The sequence below is a fragment of the Paenactinomyces guangxiensis genome (genome assembly GCF_016055185.1).
GTDB classification, from domain to species: Bacteria; Bacillota; Bacilli; order Thermoactinomycetales; family Thermoactinomycetaceae; genus Paenactinomyces; species Paenactinomyces guangxiensis.
Window position 1 is genome coordinate 1 of record NZ_JAECVR010000022.1, and the last position, 20484, is coordinate 20484.

Consider the following 20484-nt stretch of genomic DNA (forward strand, 5'->3'; position numbering starts at 1 on the left):
TCCCCAGCCAATATTACGAGCCATTAGCTCAGTTGGTAGAGCATCTGACTTTTAATCAGAGGGTCGAAGGTTCGAGTCCTTCATGGCTCACCATTAATATGAGGTGCCGGGAAGTTAGAGTATCCGGTCAAATATCACCTGCCACGGAATCATCTGAAAAACTCTTTGGGATGACTAAGAAGCCTAGCAAGTCAACAAAGTTGATTTGCTAGGCTTTTTTGTATCTTTATTGCTATAAGGGGTTCATATTTTTGCATCATTATGATTGATTGGTTGGAAGGCTAAATCTACTATTTTGATATTGCAGCTATAAAATAATTCAATATATTGGCTATTAAATATACTGGTAAATGAATAATTATCCCAATAAAGCATTTTCATATCCATAATATTTTTGTTAGTAAACTATATCTATGTTACAATGAAATCGTTATTCCGCTTTAAAGGAGCTAATACGATGGATAAAAAACCAATAACGATCATTGGCATGCCTATGGACCTGGGACAAGGGCGGCGCGGTGTCGATATGGGGCCAAGCGCCATTCGGTATGCTTCTGCCCAAAACTTATTGAGACAACTGGGGTATGAAGTAGAAGATATCGGTGACCTTTCTGTGCCCAGCCCTGAGTCTGTCAACATAGGAGATCCACAACTTAAATATCTATCAGAGATCAGACAAGTATGTGAAAAATTGGCGGATACGGTGTCGGGTGTTGTTGAGCGCGATCGTTTCCCCCTTGTTTTTGGCGGAGACCACAGCATGGCAATTGGAACGGTTGCCGGAGTGGCAAAACATTACCAAAAGCTCGGGCTTATCTGGTTTGACGCACATGCTGATTTAAATTCGGGTGAAACCTCACCTTCCGGAAATATACATGGAATGTCATTGGCGGTCAGCCTGGGTGTGGGTCACCATGAACTTGTTAATATTGGAGGATTTGCCCCCAAAGTTCATCCTGAGCACGTTGTAATTATCGGAGCAAGGTCATTAGATCCGGGTGAAAGGGAGCTGATCCAGCACCTGGGGATAAAAGTATTTACCATGCATGATATTGACCGGATTGGGATGGCACGTGTGATGGATGAGGCGATAAGTATTGTATCCAGAGAAACTGATGGCGTTCACTTAAGTTTGGATCTTGACGGACTGGATCCAAAAGATGCTCCTGGAGTGGGTACCCCTGTCCCAGGAGGAATGACTTTCCGTGAAAGCCATTTAGCAATGGAGATGTTAGCAGAGGCACAGGTGATTACTTCAGCCGAATTTGTTGAGGTCAATCCTATTATCGATCGTGAAAATCAAACGGCGAAAGTGGCCGTGGATCTTATGGGGTCTGTGTTTGGGAAAAAAGTATTATAAGTGATTTCACTTTTTTGCTCCTTTTGCAGGCGTAATCCGGGTTTTAAGGATTGCGCTTTTTTATATGGAAAATTAATTCGGGTGGTTTTGCATTCTTCACTGTGGCATAATAAAAAAAACGAAATGAATGTTTATGCATAATACAGTATTTTCTACATTAAACAATTAAAAAGACATATTTGTGTGTATTTTGGGACTTAATTTACTTTAAAATGAAACTGAACATGATATAAGAAGACTAATCTGATAAGACAGTTAAAATTGTATGATAACAAATAGTTTGCTACAATATTAATATATTTTGAAACATTGTTCCGTTGTTTGGAACTTCGAACCCCGAAGGATTAACGTTTCCTTTCACAGATGTTCAAAAAAGGAGGTCCTTCCAGATTGACCGATAAAAAACAGTTGGTAAAAAATCAGTTTGGTCAAACAGCACCGGGGTATTTACACAGTGAAATACATGCCAAAGGAAAAGATTTAAAATGGCTCACAGAAGAAATTATTCGCGTACATCCACACCCCTTATTAGCGCTGGATATTGCGACCGGAGCCGGCCACACGGCGTTCGCGTTAAGTTCTTGTGTACAAAGAGTGGTGGGGCTCGATTTAACCTCGGAAATGGTTGAGACGGCCAAAAAAGAAGCGGAGCGTCTGGGAATACAGCATGTAACCTGGATGGTGGGAGATGCAGAAAAGATTTCCTTTCCGGACCGGCTCTTTGATATTGTTACCTGTCGCATTGCTGCTCACCATTTTCCTTCCCCTCTTCAAGCGTTTAAGGAAGTGCATCGGTTGTTAATTTCAAACGGATTATTTATTCTCATCGATAACTATGTACCTTCAGACCCGGAGATCGAAAGGTTATACAATGAAATAGAACTTTTGCGGGACCCCTCACATGTTCATGTATATACTCTTGAAAAATGGTCTGCCTTGCTCACTGAGGCGGGATTTTCATCGGTGAGGCCAGCGAAAACATGGAGCAATACCATTCAACTGGATGGTTGGTTTGACAGAGCTGCCACTCCGCTTTCGCACAGAGAAAAAGTGATAGAGCGCTTATCCGGAACACCAGAGGAGCAACAACAGGTGCTTGGCTATGATCCGAAGAGTAAAATCCCGGAACTCATTTTGCGAAAGTGTATGTGGGTGGCAACAAAAGGTGAAACAAACTGAAGTTTAACGATTTTTCCTTAAAAGGGATGCCGAAATACTTTTGGGAAAAGAGGTGTTCACATGAAATCCGGAGATCAATTAACGGATCATATTTCAAAAGATATTCCATTGCGTCGGGATGTTAAGTTTTTAGGGCATATTCTGGGAGATGTGCTGGTGATGCAAGGAGGGAAAGAGCTTTTGGATCATGTAGAAAAAATCCGTGAACTTACCAAACAGCTCCGTACCTCATTTCAACCTGAACTGCTCAAGCGTTGCAAAGAAGAGATTGAACAGCTTTCTCCCGAGATGCGCCAGGATGTGATACGCGCTTTTGCCATCTACTTTCAGCTGGTCAATATCGCCGAGCAAAATCACCGCGTGCGCCGTCATCGATATTATCGCCGTTCTAAAAATGGGGAAATCCAACCTCACTCGATCGAAAGTGCCGTTCGCCAGCTGAAGGAAAAGGGATTCACAGCGGATGAGGTGGAGCGGGTTCTGGAATTTCTTTCGCTGGAACTGGTGATTACAGCTCATCCCACGGAAGCGGTGAGAAGAACCGTTTTAGACATTCATCATCGGATTGCCAAGGAAGTGGAGCGACTTGACCACCCCTTTATTACGGAGAGCGAGCGTGAGGAAATAAGAGAAAACCTGCTTGGTGAAGTATGCACTCTCTGGCAAAGCGATGAGCTGCGCCTGCGCAAACCGACGGTGATGGACGAGGTGCGTAACGGTCTATACTATGTTGATGAAACTCTTTTTGAGGTTCTGCCGCAGGTTCATAAGGAGTTGGAACGCTGTTTGTCTGAGTATTATCCGGAACGAAGGTGGCATGTACCATCGTTCTTAAGGTTCGGTTCCTGGATCGGGGGAGACCGGGATGGAAATCCGTCAGTGACTCCTGAAGTGACATGGAATACACTTGTGATGCAACGGGAACTTGTGATCAGCAAATATGAAGCTGCTATTATGCAGTTGACCAAAAAACTAAGTTACTCGACCAGAAAAATAAAGATTACTGAAAAGCTGGCCCAGTCGATTCGCCGCGATGAGGAAACGGTTCATCTGGAGGACGTAGGGCAGGGAAAATGGAGAAACGAGCATGAACCTTATCGCCGTAAATGTACGTTTATGCTCGCCCGTCTAAAACACACACGTACAGGCGAGAAGGAATTGGGAGTTTATGAAAGTCCCGATCAGCTGTTGGAGGATTTAAAGTGTATAGATGAAAGTTTGCGGACACACCATGCGGAAGCCATCGCGGATCATGAACTTGCCCGATTGATTCGCCAGGTGGAGCTGTTCGGATTTCATCTGCTCACCCTGGATATTCGACAGCATAGTGCCGAACATGAAAAAGCCCTGACTGAAATCCTCTCAGTGCTTGGGATCGAGCCAAATTATAATCACTTGACCGAATCCGAAAAAATTCGCTTGCTCAGCGACTTGTTAAAAGATCCCCGACCGCTCACCTCTTCCTTTTTAAACTACTCTCCGGAAACGAAACAATGCATAGAGTTGTTCCGTGTTATTGCCAGGGCGAAGGAGGAGTTTGGAGAGGATGCGATTCGCAATTACCTGATCAGTATGACCCAGGGAACCAGCGATCTGCTTGAAGTGGTTTTACTGGCCAAAGAAGTAGGGCTGTACAGACAGCAGGGAACGGAAAAAATTTCCCGTCTGCATGTAGTGCCGCTTCTGGAGACGATTGATGACCTTCATCGTGCGGGAGAGATTATGGAGACTTATTTCCAACATCCCTCTTTTGTGCCGGGTAAACGGGACAATCACCCTGTTCAAGAAATCATGCTCGGTTATTCAGACAGCAATAAGGACGGCGGTGTGATCAGTGCCAACTGGGAGCTTTACCGGGCCCAATTGTCCCTGTCACGTTTGGCCCGCAAATACGGGATGGACGCAAGATTCTTTCATGGAAGAGGAGGTGCACTGGGCCGCGGGGGAGGAACCCTGAACCGCAGCATCATGGCAAATCCGGTTTCTGCTGTGTTAGGGGGAGTGAAAATTACCGAGCAAGGAGAGGTATTATCCTCCCGGTACGCTTTAAGGCCGATTGCCCTGCGGAGCCTGGAGCAGGCCACTTCGGCTCTGCTGCTGTCAGCGGCGGCAGCCTCCACCGGTGAAAAACACGATCTAAACCAGGAGTGGATTCGGGCAATTGAAGAAATATCAAATGAGTCCCTGAAGAGATACCAGAGCTTAGTCTTTGACGATCCCGCTTTCTTATCTTTCTTCCATGAGGCAACACCATTGCCGGAAGTGGGAGAATTAAAGATCGGCTCCCGTCCCGCAAGGCGGAAAAACAGCCAGCAGTTTGAAGATTTAAGGGCGATTCCCTGGGTATTTGCCTGGACCCAGACCCGTTATCTCTTCCCGGCCTGGTTCGCGGCCGGTTCAGGTTTAACCAATTATTTGTCCAGGTATCCAGAGAAGGGACTGAGCCAGTTGCAAGAAATGTATCAATATTGGCCTTTCTTCCGGTCGCTGATTGACAACTTGCAAATGGCACTGGCCAAAGCTGATTTGGTCATCGCCAGAGAATATACTTCACTGGTTAAAGACCGAAAAGCCGGGGATCGCATTTTTAAACTGATTGAAGAAGAGTTTCATCTCACTCGTGAACGGGTTTTAGAAATCACAAAACAAAAAGAGTTGCTGGATCATGTACCTGTAATCCAGGAATCGATTCGCCTTCGTAATCCTTATGTTGATCCGCTCAGCTTTATCCAGGTCTTTCTGTTAAGGGAATGGCGCAACCAGAGCGGGGCAGAACCGGATGCCAGCCTCCAGCTTGAGCAAGTTCTGCTCACGATTAACGGAATTGCCGCGGGGCTGCGCAATACAGGTTAAGGGGTCCGTCAAAGCAGGTTATTATGCCTTATTGAAATGAGGAGTTTACCCGCTCACTAATCATACATCTGGTTCTGTATCAGGAGAATACGATGATCCTGTAAATAAGATAACAAGTTGTCCGGAGGCTTTCTCTTTATTGGGAAGCCTCTTTGTCTTTTTTAAATAATGGTGCATCAGGAAGCAAAAAAATGACCCTGTGGGGCACAGGCAGAAATACTTGTTATATACAAGCAGAGTACAGGTTTCAGCACTTTCCGAATTTCCAAATATAGCCTAAGGCATTTCTTTTTTATTATACTTGTCGCATAATGAAGAGATGAACTACTCTTCCCTGACGCGGCAGAGCTTATCGTTTTATCTGTCGTGGCAACTATTCCTTCCCTGCCACAACCCTATCTGTTATTAGTTCAAAAAGCAGGATTTATGTGCTTACCTATAGACAAAAGTTTGGTCTAATCATCTCCACAAGGAGATACTGAACAAAATGGTCTATCATTCACTCCGCTAAGATGGGGAGTTTTCCCTCTCGCGATTCATAAAAGGAAATAATCTTTTGGAGGCACCTGATGCAATCATTGGATGGAATCACAAGCTATGTAAATGATGTTGTCGATATATTGATTGTGAGTTATGTTATTTATCAATTGCTCGTTTTATTGCGCGGAACAAGGGCAGTCCAATTGTTAAAAGGAGTAACCGTGCTGATCGCGATCTGGCTGATCAGCAATGTTTTCCATTTATCTACTTTGCAGTGGTTAATTGAAAATCTGTCTTCTGTGGGAGTTATCGCAGTTATAATTATTTTTCAGCCGGAACTCCGGCGCGCCCTTGAGCAGTTAGGGCGGGGAGGCTTTTTTAACCGCAGCCGCCAGGTAAAAGACCAGATCGCTGCAAAAGTGGTTGGTGAGGTCACAAAAGCGGTTTCCTATTTTGCTGAACACCATATCGGAGCCCTTATCGTGATTGAAAGGCAAACAGGGCTCTCTGATTATATCGAAACAGGGACCGTACTGGAGGCAAAACTCAGTTCGGAACTCCTAAAAAATATTTTTTTACCGCTCGCTCCCCTTCATGATGGTGCGGTCATCGTGCGTAACGGACAATTGATGGCTGCCGGATGTTATCTCCCTCTCTCGGAAAACCCTTTTATCAGTAAAGAGTTGGGAACACGACATCGCGCCGGAATAGGCATGAGCGAGATTTCTGATGCAGTCACCGTTATTGTTTCCGAAGAAACGGGACAGATCTCCCTTGCGATTCAAGGAAATCTGGAGCGGGGGCTGAGTGAAGAGGAGTTTGTCTCGCGGTTATATGAAGAGTTAAAACCTCCTGAAAAAAACATTCATATGTTCTGGAACTACAGGGAAAAGGAGGGGGACAAGAGAGATGAGTAAATGGCTGGAAAGGGATGTCGTATTGCGATTGGTTTCAATCGGAGTTGCCATTATGTTGTGGATTTCGGTAACGGATGCTTCCATTCTGACTCCCGTTGACGAATCCAACAGCACCCGGATTCGGGATGTTACGGTGGAAGCAAAGTACGATAAAAGCCGGTTTGAACTGGTCAAGATGACAGATAAAGTGGAACTCATTTTATATGGAGATAAGTATACGCTAGAATATTTACCGCCCACTTATCATATATATGCAGATCTGAGAAAGCTGGGGCCGGGGGTTCACCACGATGTCCCCCTCCAGGTGGACGGCTTGCCCGCCGGAGTGAAAAAAAAAATAAAGCCGGCGAAGATTGATGTCAAGTTAGAAGAAAAGATCCAAAGGGAAATGCCTGTACAGGTTGATCTGATCGGAAAATTTCCGAAAGGTTATACAGCGAGTGTGCCGATTGTGAATCCGACCAAAGTTTTTGTCCGTGGTTCGGAATCAAAGCTGGATGAGGTTACTGCCGTGAAGGCTGTAGTAGCAGTCGATGAAACAACAAAATCGATCAACAAATTAGTAAAATTACAAGCCTATGGAGAAAAAGGGCCGCTCAATCGCGTCGATGTGTACCCTGATGTAGTGAATGTCCAGGTGGCGGTGAATAGCCCAAACAAAGAAGTGCCTTTAAAGCTTGAGATTGATAAAGGTCCTCCTCCCGGTTATGCAGTGGAAAGCATACAACCCAAGAAGGAGACAGTAACTGTTTACGGGCCGCAAAACTATTTGGATTCCCTTCAGTACTATATGGGGCCAAAGTTAAATTTGGAAAATGTCACTCATGATATAACGATCCGAATGCCAATCCCAATTCGTGATAACGCGACAAAAGTGGAGCCCAAAGAGGTAGAAATCTATGTTAAAATGGTTCCATCCAAGACAAAATCGTTTGAGACAATTCCGCTTCAAGTGACAGGGGTTGGTGAAGGACTGAAGACCAAAATTCTTTCACCAGAGAGTGGAAACTTGAATATCACTCTCTCAGGGGCACCAGAACAGTTGGAAAAAGTGGATGCCAGTGATATTAAAGCATATGTCGATGTTTCTAACCTGCCAAAAGGAAAGTATGAGATTCCGATCCGTTTTTCCCTGCCCTACCACATTCAAGTGGTTGGACAAAAAGATTTCAAGGCAACGGTATCGTTGGATTGACAGCCAGGCGCATCCGGTAAGGTTAGGATGAACAAACAAGCCCCGAATAAACTACAAAATGAGAGGTGAAAACCTGCTGCATATAGAAAAATATCTGATTAATTTGTGGCCAGGCCAATCCGTCTGTGAAGCAGTCATAGAGATGGGGCTGCAACTGAGCCATGTGTGATATTGGATATTTTTCTTGGCTTTATGCAGCAGAATAAGGTATGGGAAGATATTTTGGAACAGACGGAGTAAGAGGAGTAGCCAATACGGAGCTGACACCGGAGTTGGCATTTCGCCTGGGCCGTTATGGTGCCTATGTGTTAACGAAGGATAAAAAACGCCCTAAAATGGTGGTGGGCCGCGATACCCGCTTATCTGGAGGGATGCTGGAATCGGCCCTTATTGCAGGTATGCTTTCAATCGGATGTGACGTGATCCGTTTGGGTGTTGTCAGCACCCCCGGAGTTGCTTTCTTAACCCGTCATTTAGAGGCGGATGGAGGCGTGATGATCTCTGCTTCCCACAATCCATTTCAAGATAACGGAATTAAATTTTTTGGGGCTGATGGTTTTAAATTATTAGATGAAACAGAAGCAGAGTTTGAAAATTTGTTAGAAATAGAGCAAGATGATCTGCCGCGTCCCACAGGCGGTGAGCTGGGGCGTGTAACAGATGATCACGGCGCAGTTAAAGCTTACCTGGAACATTTAAAATCCACCATCGACACAGATCTGTGCGGGCTTCATATTGTCGTCGATTGTGCAAACGGCGCCGCATATGAACTTGCCCCCCTGTTGTTGCGTGATCTGGGGGCAGATGTAACAGCGATCAATGTGAAACCGGATGGAATCAATATCAATGTTGATTGCGGTTCGACTCACCCACAGCGTTTACAAGAAGAGGTACTGAAAAAACAAGCCCATCTCGGACTTGCATTTGATGGCGATGCAGACCGCTTGATCGCCGTGGACGAGAAAGGCGAGTTGATCGACGGAGACCAAATCATGTGTATTTGTGGCGAATATCTTAAAGAAAATGATTTGCTTGCACGAGATACGATTGTCACAACCGTGATGAGTAATATCGGTTTTTTCAAAGCAACCAGGGAGATGGGAATTGCTACAGAAAGAACAAAAGTGGGTGACCGCTATGTCATGGAGAAAATGCGTGAGGGCGGTTACAATCTGGGTGGAGAACAGTCGGGACATATCATCTTCTTAGATCATAACACTACCGGGGACGGTATGCTGACTGCCGTTCAGCTGCTCCGTGTCGTGAAGGAAAAAGGGCTTACCCTGAGTGGCCTGGGAAGAAAAATGACCAAATACCCCCAACTGCTCGTCAATGTTCGTGTGAAAGATAAAACGGGTTGGGATGAAAATGAAGCGATCCGGGCCAGGATCGAAGAAGTTGAAAAAGCACTTGGTGATGATGGTCGCGTCCTGGTTCGCCCATCCGGTACAGAACCCCTGATTCGTGTCATGGCAGAAGGACCGGATGAAGAAATGTTAAAAGAATATGTCGAGCAGATCGCCGAAGAAGTACGCAATCAGTTGAGCTGAAATAGATTTGAGCGGCATCTTTTTTTGATGTCGCTCTTTACTTTTTACCCATTTTTGAATAGCATAAGAACATAAGTGAATTGAAGCATTTCAGTAAAGGAGGTGATGGCGGGAAGGAAGGGTGAAACTAATTTCAAATTTGTTGTAAAGCGCCAGGACTGCAGGAAACGGAAAGCACTGCAGTTGACGAGGTGGAGGAATATCGAGAACAGATCGGCGGATACCTCCCGGTTTTGCGTCAGAACCGCGGAACCACAGTACAAACCGGCAGGGTGACTTGCTGAACAAAGACTGTGGTATGACGCTTGACAGTCGCGTGAAGATAAAAAAAGAAAAAACAGAGAGAAAAAATGTTGTCATATTTTTTAGGGGGTAATTGAATATATGTGCGGAATTGTTGGTTACATCGGGTCTAAGCAGGCACAGGGAATCTTGCTGGAAGGCCTGAGTAAGTTGGAGTACCGCGGGTATGACTCTGCCGGCCTTGCCGTATACAATGGTGAAACCATCGGTGTGAATAAATCCAAAGGCCGTTTGACCAACCTGCAAGATAAACTGAAAGTCCGTTCTCTGCCGGGGCAACTGGGAATCGGGCATACCCGCTGGGCTACCCACGGAAAACCTTCTGACGAAAACTCTCATCCCCATGTGGATCATGCCGGACGTTTTGCAATTGTTCACAACGGGATTATTGAGAACTATATCGAGCTGAAGGAAGAGCTGATTGCCAAGGGGTATCAGTTTACTTCTGAAACAGATACGGAAGTGGTTGCAAAATTGCTCTCCGAGCTCTGGAACGGAGATCTGGTCTCCACTGTACAAAAAACGGTCGCCCGGCTTGAAGGCGCCTATGCTCTTGGGATTGTCAGCGAGTACGAGCCGGATAAACTGGTGGCTGTTCGTTATGCCAGCCCGCTCGTTGTGGGAATCGGTAAAGGTGAAAACTTTATCGCTTCCGATATTCCGGCAATCCTGAAACATACGCGCGATGTTTATATCCTTGAAGACGGAGAAATGGCTATTCTCAAGGCAGATGAAGTGACGCTGATGAAAGTGGACGGTTCCCTGGTTGATCGTGAATCGTTACGGGTGAACTGGGATATTGCCACCGCGGAGAAAGGCGGATATGACCACTTCATGCTGAAAGAGATTCACGAACAACCGAAAGCGATCCGTGATACGCTGGCTGGCCGGATCAAAGATGGGCTGGTTGATCTTTCCCAGGAAGTTTCCCTGTCCGGAGATGAGATTCGGGGCATTGAAAAAATCCATTTTGTTGCCTGCGGAACGGCTTATCATGCAGGTCTTGTCGGAAAATATGTCCTGGAGGATCTCGCGAGAATCCCGGTTGAATGTGATGTTGCTTCCGAATACCGCTACCGCAACCCGATCATAACGGAACGTACCCTTGTTGTAGTCGTCAGCCAATCAGGGGAAACGGCGGACACACTTGCTGCTTTGCGTGAAGCCAAAAAGCACGGAGCCCGTGTGATCGCGATTACCAACGTGGTTGGCAGCAGCGTTGCCCGTGAAGCAGATGATGTGATCATCACCTGGGCTGGCCCGGAAATTGCCGTTGCCTCTACGAAAGCATACACTTCTCAGCTGATCGCCATATATCTCCTGGGAACCTATTTCGCTCAGGCTTGCGGACATAAGGCTGAGGCAGAGTTGAGAGAGATTGTGTCCCATCTGCAAAATCTGGCAGAGAAGGCTGAAGAAGTTCTCAAAGGAGAACCGGCAGTTGAACAATTTGCCCGTTCCATCGCCAAACACCAAAATCTGTTCTTCCTTGGCCGCGGGCTTGACTTTGCCGTCGCTCTTGAAGGCTCCCTCAAGCTGAAGGAGATCTCCTACATCCACTCTGAGGCTTACGCTGCCGGAGAGCTCAAGCACGGAACCCTGGCCCTGATCGAAGAAGATATCCCGGTGATCTCCCTGGCTACACAGCAAGCCGTTTACGACAAAATGGTCAGCAACATCCAGGAAGTAAAAGCGCGCGGCGCCAATGTCCTCGGGTTGGCTGTTGAAGGAGATACAGAATTGAACAAGTCGGTCGATGAAGTGATTCACATTCCAGCTACGATTGACCTTCTTTCACCGGTCCTGGCTGTCATTCCCCTTCAATTGCTCGCCTACTATGCATGCGTAGAGCGCGGATACGATGTGGATAAACCGCGTAACCTGGCGAAAAGTGTGACAGTGGAGTAAATCGAAAAAGATATGTCAGCGAATTTTCTTCCTGATATTTAGATCTTCCCCATGTAATAAATATTTAGTTGGGATATGAGAGGGAAGAGAACGGAGAGAACAGCGGGAGAAACACAATATCTAACCAATAGTATTTCACTGTTATTCAAATCGGTTTTAGAATTAAAAATCAATACAAATTCAGGCTGAATCCAATAAGGGTTCAGTCTTTTTCTTTATGCCCATATCCCTTCACTGTTCGGGATATGAGGTGAAAGCAACGTGAAAAAATTACTAAGCCGAGTAGTTGGTGGTTTTGTCATCGGGCGTGATGATCGGACAAATCGTACGGAGAATATATACCCGTTGTGGTTATTTTCTCTCTTTCTTTGTCAGTGAGATGACAGCTGTCATCGTGCAAATACTGTTAACAGGGATTATTGGTGTTACATTTGCTACAAGTTCGTTCATTTTTAACATAGTGAAGTGGAGTCTGCTGAAACAGTACATCGTTCACTTTTGCATAACTGCACTAGTATGGATACCAATTGTGATGCTTCTTTGGATGCCACAAAATCGTTCATAAGTACACTGATTTTCTTCATTAGTTTTTTAGGTACGTATGTGATCACGTGGGTTATTCAATACATGATTTCAAAAAATGATATTAAACAAATTAATGCTGCGATAAAGCAATTAGAAGAGAGGGGAGATTAATCCAAATCTCCCCATTTAATAGCTATTACTATTTTCAGCCAGGCACCTTCAATTATGCCAATTTACAGTTTCTCACCATTTGTTACAATAACCTCTTTATACCAGAAAAATGACTTTTTCTTCCTGCGTTCCAAGGTTCCGCTTCCATCATCATGTTTGTCGACATAAATGAAACCATAACGTTTGGAGAACTCGCCTGTGGACGCACTGACAAGGTCAATGCAGCCCCAGCTCGTATAGCCTATTAGATCAACACCATCTGCAATTGCCTCACGCATTGCCTTAATATGTTCACGTAAATAATCAATCCTGTAATCATCATGGATAGAACCATCTTCCTCGACTTGATCATATGCCCCCAATCCATTTTCAACGACGAAAAGGGGAACTCTATACCTGCCATACAATTTGTTCAAGGAAATTCTAAGTCCGATTGGGTCAATTTCCCAACCCCAATCACTTGCTTTTAAGAATGGATTTTTTACCCCTGGTATAATATTTCCATGGGCCTTTTCCTGTTCGGTCTTTTCTTTTTTCTCAGTACGGGACATGTAATAACTGAAACCAATATAGTCGACGGTATGTTCCCTGATTAACTCCAGATCACCATCGTGAATTTCCAATTCAATTTTATGCTCTTTGAAATAGCGATTGATAAAGGTTGGATATTCCCCGCGCACTTGAACATCGGCACAAAAATAATTGAAAAAGGATTCTTCCTGAAGTGCATATATTACATTTTCCGGATTGCAGTCATATGCGTAAACCGGTGCAAATAAAATCATACAACCGATCTTTGAATCCGGAATAATTTCATGGCAGGCTTTTACAGCCATGCTGCTGGCAACAAATTGATGATGGAATGCCTGGAATGTCGGCTGATAACGGTCTTCCTCTTTTTGGATGGAAAAACCCAGACCCATGATTGGCATTATCAAACCACTGTTGATTTCATTGAATGTCATCCAATACTTCACTTTATTTTTATAACGTTTAAAAATGGCATTCACATATCTTTCAAAGAAAGTGATAACCTTACGATTTCTCCAGCCACCATATTTCTTTACAAGATTTACCGGCATTTCATAGTGGGAGATTGTCACAACTGGTTCAATTCCATACTTATGCAATTCATCAAAGACCCGATCATAAAAAGCCAAGCCTTCTTCGTTTGGTGCTGACTCATCACCATTCGGGAAAATACGCGTCCAGGCAATAGACATACGGAACGCTTTGAAACCCATCTCTGCAAACAACGCGATATCTTCTTTATAACGATGATAGAAATCAATGCCTTCATGATTCGGGTAGTATTTTTCTTTATCAATCTCGAAATTAAATCCAGGTTGATTCAATACATGAAGACGCTCTTTTCCGCCTGGCAGAACATCTGCAATACTTATTCCTTTATTACCTTCATGAAATCCCCCTTCCATTTGGTTTGCCGCAGTAGCGCCTCCCCATAAAAAACCTTCCGGGAATTTTTTTTCGTTTTGTACCATCTTCTATTCCTCCTATTGCAAAATGTCCATTCATGATCAATAAAAATACTTGGTTCAATTATTCAATTCATCATTAAGTATTTCACCGTTTGTTTCAATCACTTTTTTGTACCAGTGAAAGCTCTTCTTTTTGATTCGTTTTAATGATCCGTTGCCATCATTATCCTTGTCCACATAAATATAGCCATAACGCTTTTTCATTTCGCCCGTGGAAGCACTGATAATGTCGATTGGCCCCCAACTTGTATACCCGATAATCTCCACGCCATCCTGGATGGCTTCAGCCATTTCCACAATGTGTTTTTTTAGGTATTGAATCCGGTAATCGTCATTGATTTCCCCTTCAGGAGTTACTTCATCGACAGCACCAAGCCCATTTTCAACCACAAACAAAGGCTTTTGATAGCGATCATACAACTGATTCGCTGTAATTCGGAAGCCTTTAGGATCGATGGACCAACCCCATTCTGACTTTTCCAGATAAGGGTTTTCAACAGAACCAAATACATTCCCGCTTGTCATATTTTTTAATACTTCAGAATCCGAACTTGTCGTCCTGCTTGAATAATAGCTGAAGCCGATATAATCAACTGTATGATTCTTCAAAAGCTCTTCATCCTCTTTTTCCATCTCAATGGTCAGATTGTGATCTTTCAAGAATCGCTTTGCATAACCCGGATATTTGCCTCGTGACTGCACATCAATGAAGAAAAAGGACTCTCGGTCTTTTTCCATGGCACTAAAATATCTTCCGGATGACATGTGTATGGGTAGGTAGCCCCTGCTGCCAGCATGCAGCCAATTTTTGCATTCGGTATGATTTCATGGCAGGCTTTCACAGCAAGTGCACTTGCGACAAGCTGGTGATGAGCTGCCTGAAATTGAATTTGCTTTTTGTTATCCCCTTCTTTAAAAACAAGCCCGGCACCCACAAAAGGCAAGTGTAGAAGCATATTGATCTCATTAAATGTCATCCAGTATTTCACTTTATCCTTGTACCTGTTAAAAATGGTCCTTGCATACTTTTCATAGAAATGAACAAGCTTTCGGCTTCTCCAACTTCCATACTTTTCAACGAGGTTAACAGGCACATCAAAATGAGCTATCGTGACCACCGGTTCAATTCCATGTTTTAATAGCTCATCAAATAAATCATCATAAAACTTTAAGCCAGCCTGATTAGGCCGTTCATCATCCCCATTTGGGAAAATCCGTGCCCAGGAAATGGAAACACGCAATGCTTTAAAACCCATCTCTGCGAATAGGGCGATATCTTCTTTATATCGGTGATAAAAGTCAATTGCTTCATGGGAAGGATAAAATTTCTCTTTACACGGTCCGGCGGGCAGCAGGTCAACCGTTGTTAATCCCTTTCCGTCTTCCAGATAGGCACCTTCAGCTTGATTGGCAGCGATCGCACCGCCCCATAAAAACCCTTCAGGAAATGAGTACTTAGACATATGAAAACCCCTTTTCTATATACCGATTAGAAGGAAAGGCCTTATTTAGATATCAGATACCTTCCCGTTTTTTAATTAAGACCTATTTTGCTTGTAACTCGATTAAACGGTCACCGGCTTTTAATTCAGTTTCGCCTGTGGCTATTAAATGGTATTGATCATGGTTGGTCACAACTACTGGTGTAGTCACAGCATACCCAGCCGCTTTGATTTCATCTATATCAAACTCAATAAGGATCTGACCTTTTTCTATACGCGAGCCTTGTGCAGTATGCGAGGAGAAAAATTGCCCGTCCAACTGTACAGTGTCGATTCCGATATGAATTAAAAGTTCTGCACCTTGATCTGTTATAATTCCAATGGCATGGTTTGTTGGGAATAAAGCTGAAACAGTGCCATATACCGGTGAAAATAATTTCCCCTCAGAAGGCTCAATGGCAACACCTTTGCCAAGCGCACCGGATGCGAATGCCGCATCATCAATTTCAGATAGTGGTTTAACTTCACCATTAAAAGGACTTGAAATTACTTCATTTTCAACTTTAACTCCTGTTTCCGTTTGATCTGAAATCTTTGTTGCAACCGCTTCTTCATGTGATGGTTTTCTGTATTCCTTTTCTTTACCTGCCCCAAACAAATAGGTGAGAACAAAACCTAAAACAAACGCAACAATAATCGCTATAACTGCACCCCATAATCCAAATGTAATTCCTTCTTTCGGGCTGATGAAGGATGGAATACCAAAGATTCCAAGACCTCCAACCATATAGGTTTGTGTACCCCACAGTCCCGAGATCGCTCCTCCGATGGCTGCAGCAATACAGCTAATAATAAACGGCCTTTTCAGAGGAAGAGTAATCCCGTAAATAGCTGGCTCTGTGACACCGAAAATCCCGGAAATAAAAGCTGGAACGCTTAGTGTTTTTAACTTTTGCTGTTTCGTTTTTATCCAGACCGCAAGCACAGCCCCGATCTGTGCGAATGATGCCGCAAAAACCATGGATAATAGAGGGTCTGAACCATGTACAGTCAGGTTATTAATCGCAATGGGGATTAACCCCCAGTGAAGGCCAAAAATAACAAATATTTGCCAGAATCCACCCAAAAAAGCACCGGCAACTGGCGGGATCAAATGATAGATCCATAGCGTTACTTGCCCTAAAAGTTGACCAGTCCATGTTGCAATGGGTCCAATCACAAAAAATGTGATCGGCACAACGACAAGTAATGTGAAGAAAGGTACTAAAAATGTTTTAACAACATCAGGAATGATTTTCTTAAAACCGTGTTCTGCTTTTGCTCCGAAATAAGCCGCAAGAATAATCGGAATAACGGATGATGCATAACTCATTAAAATAACCGGTATTCCCAAAAAGGTAATATGAATGGGTGATTCAAACATCGTTCCCGCAAATAATGTGTAAAGTGGCTTACCCGCTGTTAAACCGGACAATGTTGGATAAACGAGTGAAGCCCCTATTGCTCTCTTATAAAATGTTTTTCACCTCCTTTAACTCGGGTAATTTTGTCCTCCATGATCACTCTTGGATCAGGAAACAAATGATGGTGACAAAATAAAAACCTGAGCTAATTTGAACCTGCACAATCATTGCATTGCGCTGTTCAAATCAGTTCAGGTTATGCCCGTATTGGTAACATTCCTTTAAAGATATTCAATTTATAAAATCATGTTATATATGTTAACTCTTTCTTCGAGCTTTCGACAAAATGTTAAAGGATAACAGAATTAAATATATCCACCTAAGGTATTGGAATCTAGCAAACCCTGCAGGTTTTAATCGGTGTATTCAATTGCACGATTGAATTCGTGACGGTTGGTGACACGATGAATATGCAATGTCAAGTATATTTCCTCATCACTGGATATTGTCCAGTCATAGGTTTTCTCCAAATAGGTCACAATCTTTTGGGTACATTGAAAAGCTGAAGGATACTTTTGTTTTACCTGTTCATATAAGAAATCATCATTACTGTCGGCATCTCTCTCTTTTCGAATAAACCGCATTGCAAAGAAACGGAGATGAGTCAGAAAGCGTTCATAATTGACCGAATTTACATTTAGTTCCATTTGAAAATGGTATTTTACAATGTTCAAGATGTTATTAACCATTTCGGTTACTTGAACAGCCGCAGCCATATTCTCCCCTGAGAGTTGGCTGTTTACTAAATGCAGAGCAATCGAAGCTGCTTCATCTTCAGCAAGGCGGACTCCTGTCTCGTTTTCAATAATATCCAGGGCTTTTAAAGCAACTTGAAATTCCTACTTATAATATTTCCGAATTTCCCATAACAGCGCATTTTTCAAACTGATTCCCTGTTTGTGTCTGCTGATCGCAAAACTTAAGTGATCCGTTAATGCAACATATAAATAATCATCCAATTTGTATGGGAGTTGGGACTGTGCATATTCTAAAATTTGTGACGAAATGTTCAGGTATAGCTCAGAAATATCTCTCAATAATTTAGCAAGCTTATCAGAGACACCGTCTTTTTTTAGCACAAAAGTCTTCTCTACTTTAGAAGCATCAATGACATCCCCTACTTTTTTTTGAAAAGCTAATCCCCTGCCCATAACGACTAATTCCTGGTTAGATTCATTAGTCGTCATAATTACGTTATTATTTAAAATCTTTCTAATTTCCATTTTCTCACCTGCCTTGATTCAGGTCTTAGTAAAACCCAAAAAAAACCTAAATTTGCATACAAGAATAACATTCTTTGTTATTCTCTCACAAAATTAGGTTTTGCCTGCCGGACAGTAACAATCCTATTATTTAATTGTAAACGGTTTCTTTTCTTTCATTTTTATCATACGGTTGTACACTTGTCAAGCAGGGAAACGGGTGGATCTGGTGTGTTGCAATGACTAAAGTCATTCTTATGATTCGCATCCGCATGAATAAAATAAATGGTTTCACACATATATAGGGTTGGAAATGCAATAATTTTTTACTGAACCTTCCTTCCAAGCGATTCCTAATTAGGTTCATCTGTAATAAAATACGTCTATGGTCTTAGTAAAAATACACCCACGGTTCACTCCAATCGTAGGTGTATTCTTTTATACTTAAAGAGAAGATTGGGATTTAACTGACATGACCTGGGTGATAAATATGAAAAAGGCCGAACAAACAAAATCTGTTTATATTCTTCTAACAGATACAGGGACTTTGTTTTCCAGAACCATCAAACTGTTTACAGCTGCTCCTTATAATCATGTTTCCATATCACTTGATCAGAGACTGGATGAGCTTTACAGCTTTGGCCGCAAACATCCGAAAAATCCTTTATATGCCGGTTTTGTAAAAGAAGACGTCTATAATGGGATCTATCGATATTTCCAAAATACAAGGTGTATCTTATTTGAATTGTGCGTAACTGATCAGCAACTGGATCAGATAAAGCAAATGATTCGATCTTTTGAAGCTCAACAGGAAATCTATATGTATAATCTTGTTGGGTTATTCGGAGTGATGGTTAATTATCCGATTGAATTAAAAAATGCATATTTCTGTTCCCAATTTGTTGCGGAGGTTTTAAAAAGAAGCGGAATCCAACTGTGGGATAAGCCATCAGCACTTGTGACTCCAAACGACTTTTTGCAACATCCTTCATTTAAGTTCATTTATGAAGGGAGATTATATGAGTATTCACGGCTGCAATCAGAACTGATATCATTTTATGAACCACTGCCGTTGCGGAGAAAATTTTCCCTTTTCCCTTATAAGAAAATAAGGAGATTTTTTATTTGAGTAAATTATATCTTTGTAAAACGCTCTTATAAGAAGTTTATCCATTATTGTTTATAACCAATAAAATAATTCTCCAAAATAGAAAAGAAGCGGTACTTTTTCGGGCAGGGAAAGTATCGCTTCTTTTTCCGGTGATTGAAATATACTTCCCGATGACCTGCCCACTCGGATTTTATCCCCTCTCCCGGAATTCATATCTTTGCGATAGTTATACGGTTTGCCGGAACCAGGGCAGGTTCCGGAAGAGCAGTAATGAAAAAGACGGAGTTGGAAATGTAATAAACCCCTCTAATTATCGAAACTTACAAATGAAAAAAGGGTAAAATATTATTTGAAAGAGATATCTATAACCTGTCTTATATAGAGTATTTGGCAATAGCTGAAAAAACTTGATATATGATCACAGGGGGATGATTATGGGACAGAACCATGAACAGATCTATCAACGGGCACAGGACTGGGTGAGAGAAGCAGGCGCAATGGTCAAAAACTTTCTTGAAAATAACGAAATCTTACATGAAACCAAAAGCCATCAAGCAGACCTGGTTACGGTGGCAGACCGGTCAGTGGAAAAATTTCTGGTTGAGTTGATTCAAAAGCATTATCCCGACCACAAACTGTTGGGTGAAGAGGGGATGGGTGAAAATACTAAGGAATTCAGCGGTTATGTATGGCTGATTGATCCGATCGACGGCACGGCCAATTTTGTGTCACAGCAAGCTGATTTTGTGATCTCTGTGGGTTTGTACCTTGACCAACAGGGGGTATTCGGCATTGTCTATGATGTAATGAGAGATGAAATGATTCATGCATTAAAGGGGAAAGGGGTGTTTTTTAATGATAAGCGGATCGAAAAGATGGACGAGCAACTTGCACTTATAGACTCAATGCTTTCCTATGAACATTCATTGCGTACAGAAGCTCAGGTAAAAGCAGGGCAAAAATTGCTGGAGTTATATCCCAGAGTCAGGGGAATCCGATCTTATGGAGTGACAGCCCTGTCCCTTGCCAGGGTCGCCATAGGCAGGGTAAATGGGTTTATCACCATGGGTACCAACCCCTGGGATCATGCCGCCGGGGCATTTCTGGTACAGGAAGCAGGGGGCAAGGTGACCGATTTTGACGGAAATGATTTGCCGCTGGATCGCAGAAGTAGCGTAATTGCCTGTAACCCGGGGATTTATGACGAGATTTTACAGTTTATACGTGAGCGAAAGATTCATGTTTAGAAGCGATTTCAGTATCAAAGCGCGGCAATTTGAGATTTGTTGAACGGAATTTTCCCTATTTCAATGGCAATATAGTTCA

At 43.1% G+C, this 20484-nt stretch carries 12 protein-coding genes, 1 tRNA gene and 3 pseudogenes; 12 read left to right on the forward strand and 4 right to left on the reverse strand.

From position 1 onward, the window contains the following. Window positions 1-17: 17 nt before the first annotated feature. The 10 genes from I8U27_RS16860 to I8U27_RS21075 all read left to right on the forward strand — a co-directional run bounded on the left by I8U27_RS16860 (window position 18) and on the right by I8U27_RS21075 (window position 12441). Window positions 18-93, forward strand: a tRNA-Lys gene (locus I8U27_RS16860). 364 nt (window positions 94-457) lie between these two features. Beyond that, entirely contained in the window at window positions 458-1360 is a 903-nt protein-coding gene (rocF, locus tag I8U27_RS16865; protein WP_181754092.1) for an arginase, read from the forward strand. 390 nt (window positions 1361-1750) lie between these two features. Continuing rightward, on the forward strand, window positions 1751-2539 hold the full coding sequence (locus tag I8U27_RS16870) for a class I SAM-dependent methyltransferase (protein ID WP_181754090.1): 789 nt from the start codon (window positions 1751-1753) through the stop codon (window positions 2537-2539). Window positions 2540-2599: 60 nt separating this feature from the next. Next, a complete protein-coding gene (gene ppc / locus I8U27_RS16875) occupies window positions 2600-5392 on the forward strand; it encodes a phosphoenolpyruvate carboxylase (RefSeq protein ID WP_181754088.1) in 2793 nt (930 codons plus the stop codon). Between the two features lie 569 nt (window positions 5393-5961). Beyond that, window positions 5962-6789, forward strand: a complete 828-nt coding sequence (gene cdaA, locus I8U27_RS16880) for a diadenylate cyclase CdaA (protein WP_181754086.1) — start codon at window positions 5962-5964, stop codon at window positions 6787-6789. Further along, entirely contained in the window at window positions 6782-7984 is a 1203-nt protein-coding gene (locus I8U27_RS16885) for a CdaR family protein (protein WP_181754084.1), read from the forward strand. The genes cdaA and I8U27_RS16885 overlap by 8 nt, the downstream gene beginning before the upstream one ends. 209 nt (window positions 7985-8193) lie before the next feature. Continuing rightward, entirely contained in the window at window positions 8194-9534 is a 1341-nt protein-coding gene (glmM, locus tag I8U27_RS16890) for a phosphoglucosamine mutase (protein ID WP_181754083.1), read from the forward strand. A 384-nt stretch (window positions 9535-9918) separates the two neighbouring features. After that, window positions 9919-11745: a glutamine--fructose-6-phosphate transaminase (isomerizing) gene (glmS, locus tag I8U27_RS16895; protein ID WP_181754082.1), complete on the forward strand. Its 1827-nt coding sequence runs from the start codon at window positions 9919-9921 to the stop codon at window positions 11743-11745. Between the two features lie 310 nt (window positions 11746-12055). Continuing rightward, window positions 12056-12310 (forward strand): DUF3021 domain-containing protein, encoded by a 255-nt coding sequence (locus I8U27_RS16900; protein ID WP_258567806.1) that lies wholly within the window; start codon window positions 12056-12058, stop codon window positions 12308-12310. Then, window positions 12262-12441: a DUF3021 domain-containing protein gene (locus tag I8U27_RS21075; protein WP_258567805.1), complete on the forward strand. Its 180-nt coding sequence runs from the start codon at window positions 12262-12264 to the stop codon at window positions 12439-12441. Before I8U27_RS16900 ends, I8U27_RS21075 begins: the two co-directional genes overlap by 49 nt. A gap of 62 nt (window positions 12442-12503) precedes the next feature. Here the strand turns inward: I8U27_RS21075 and I8U27_RS16905 are convergent, their stop codons facing one another. From I8U27_RS16905 to licT, 4 genes and pseudogenes are all read right to left on the reverse strand, one after another. Continuing rightward, window positions 12504-13943, reverse strand: a complete 1440-nt coding sequence (locus tag I8U27_RS16905; protein ID WP_181754081.1) for a glycoside hydrolase family 1 protein — start codon at window positions 13941-13943, stop codon at window positions 12504-12506. 54 nt (window positions 13944-13997) lie between these two features. After that, window positions 13998-15403 (reverse strand): annotated as a pseudogene (locus I8U27_RS16910) (6-phospho-beta-glucosidase). Window positions 15404-15485: 82 nt separating this feature from the next. After that, a pseudogene (locus I8U27_RS16915) lies at window positions 15486-16898 on the reverse strand (glucose PTS transporter subunit IIA); the annotation flags it as partial. Between the two features lie 300 nt (window positions 16899-17198). Then, window positions 17199-18068: pseudogene (licT, locus tag I8U27_RS16920) on the reverse strand (BglG family transcription antiterminator LicT). 469 nt (window positions 18069-18537) lie between these two features. On the opposite strand from licT, the gene I8U27_RS16925 reads away from it, so the two are divergent. Beyond that, window positions 18538-19176, forward strand: a complete 639-nt coding sequence (locus I8U27_RS16925; protein ID WP_181754079.1) for a C40 family peptidase — start codon at window positions 18538-18540, stop codon at window positions 19174-19176. Between the two features lie 416 nt (window positions 19177-19592). After that, the gene (locus I8U27_RS16930) at window positions 19593-20405 is read left to right on the forward strand and encodes an inositol monophosphatase family protein (protein WP_181754078.1); all 813 of its coding nucleotides are present in this window, start codon (window positions 19593-19595) and stop codon (window positions 20403-20405) included. Window positions 20406-20484 lie beyond the last annotated feature (79 nt).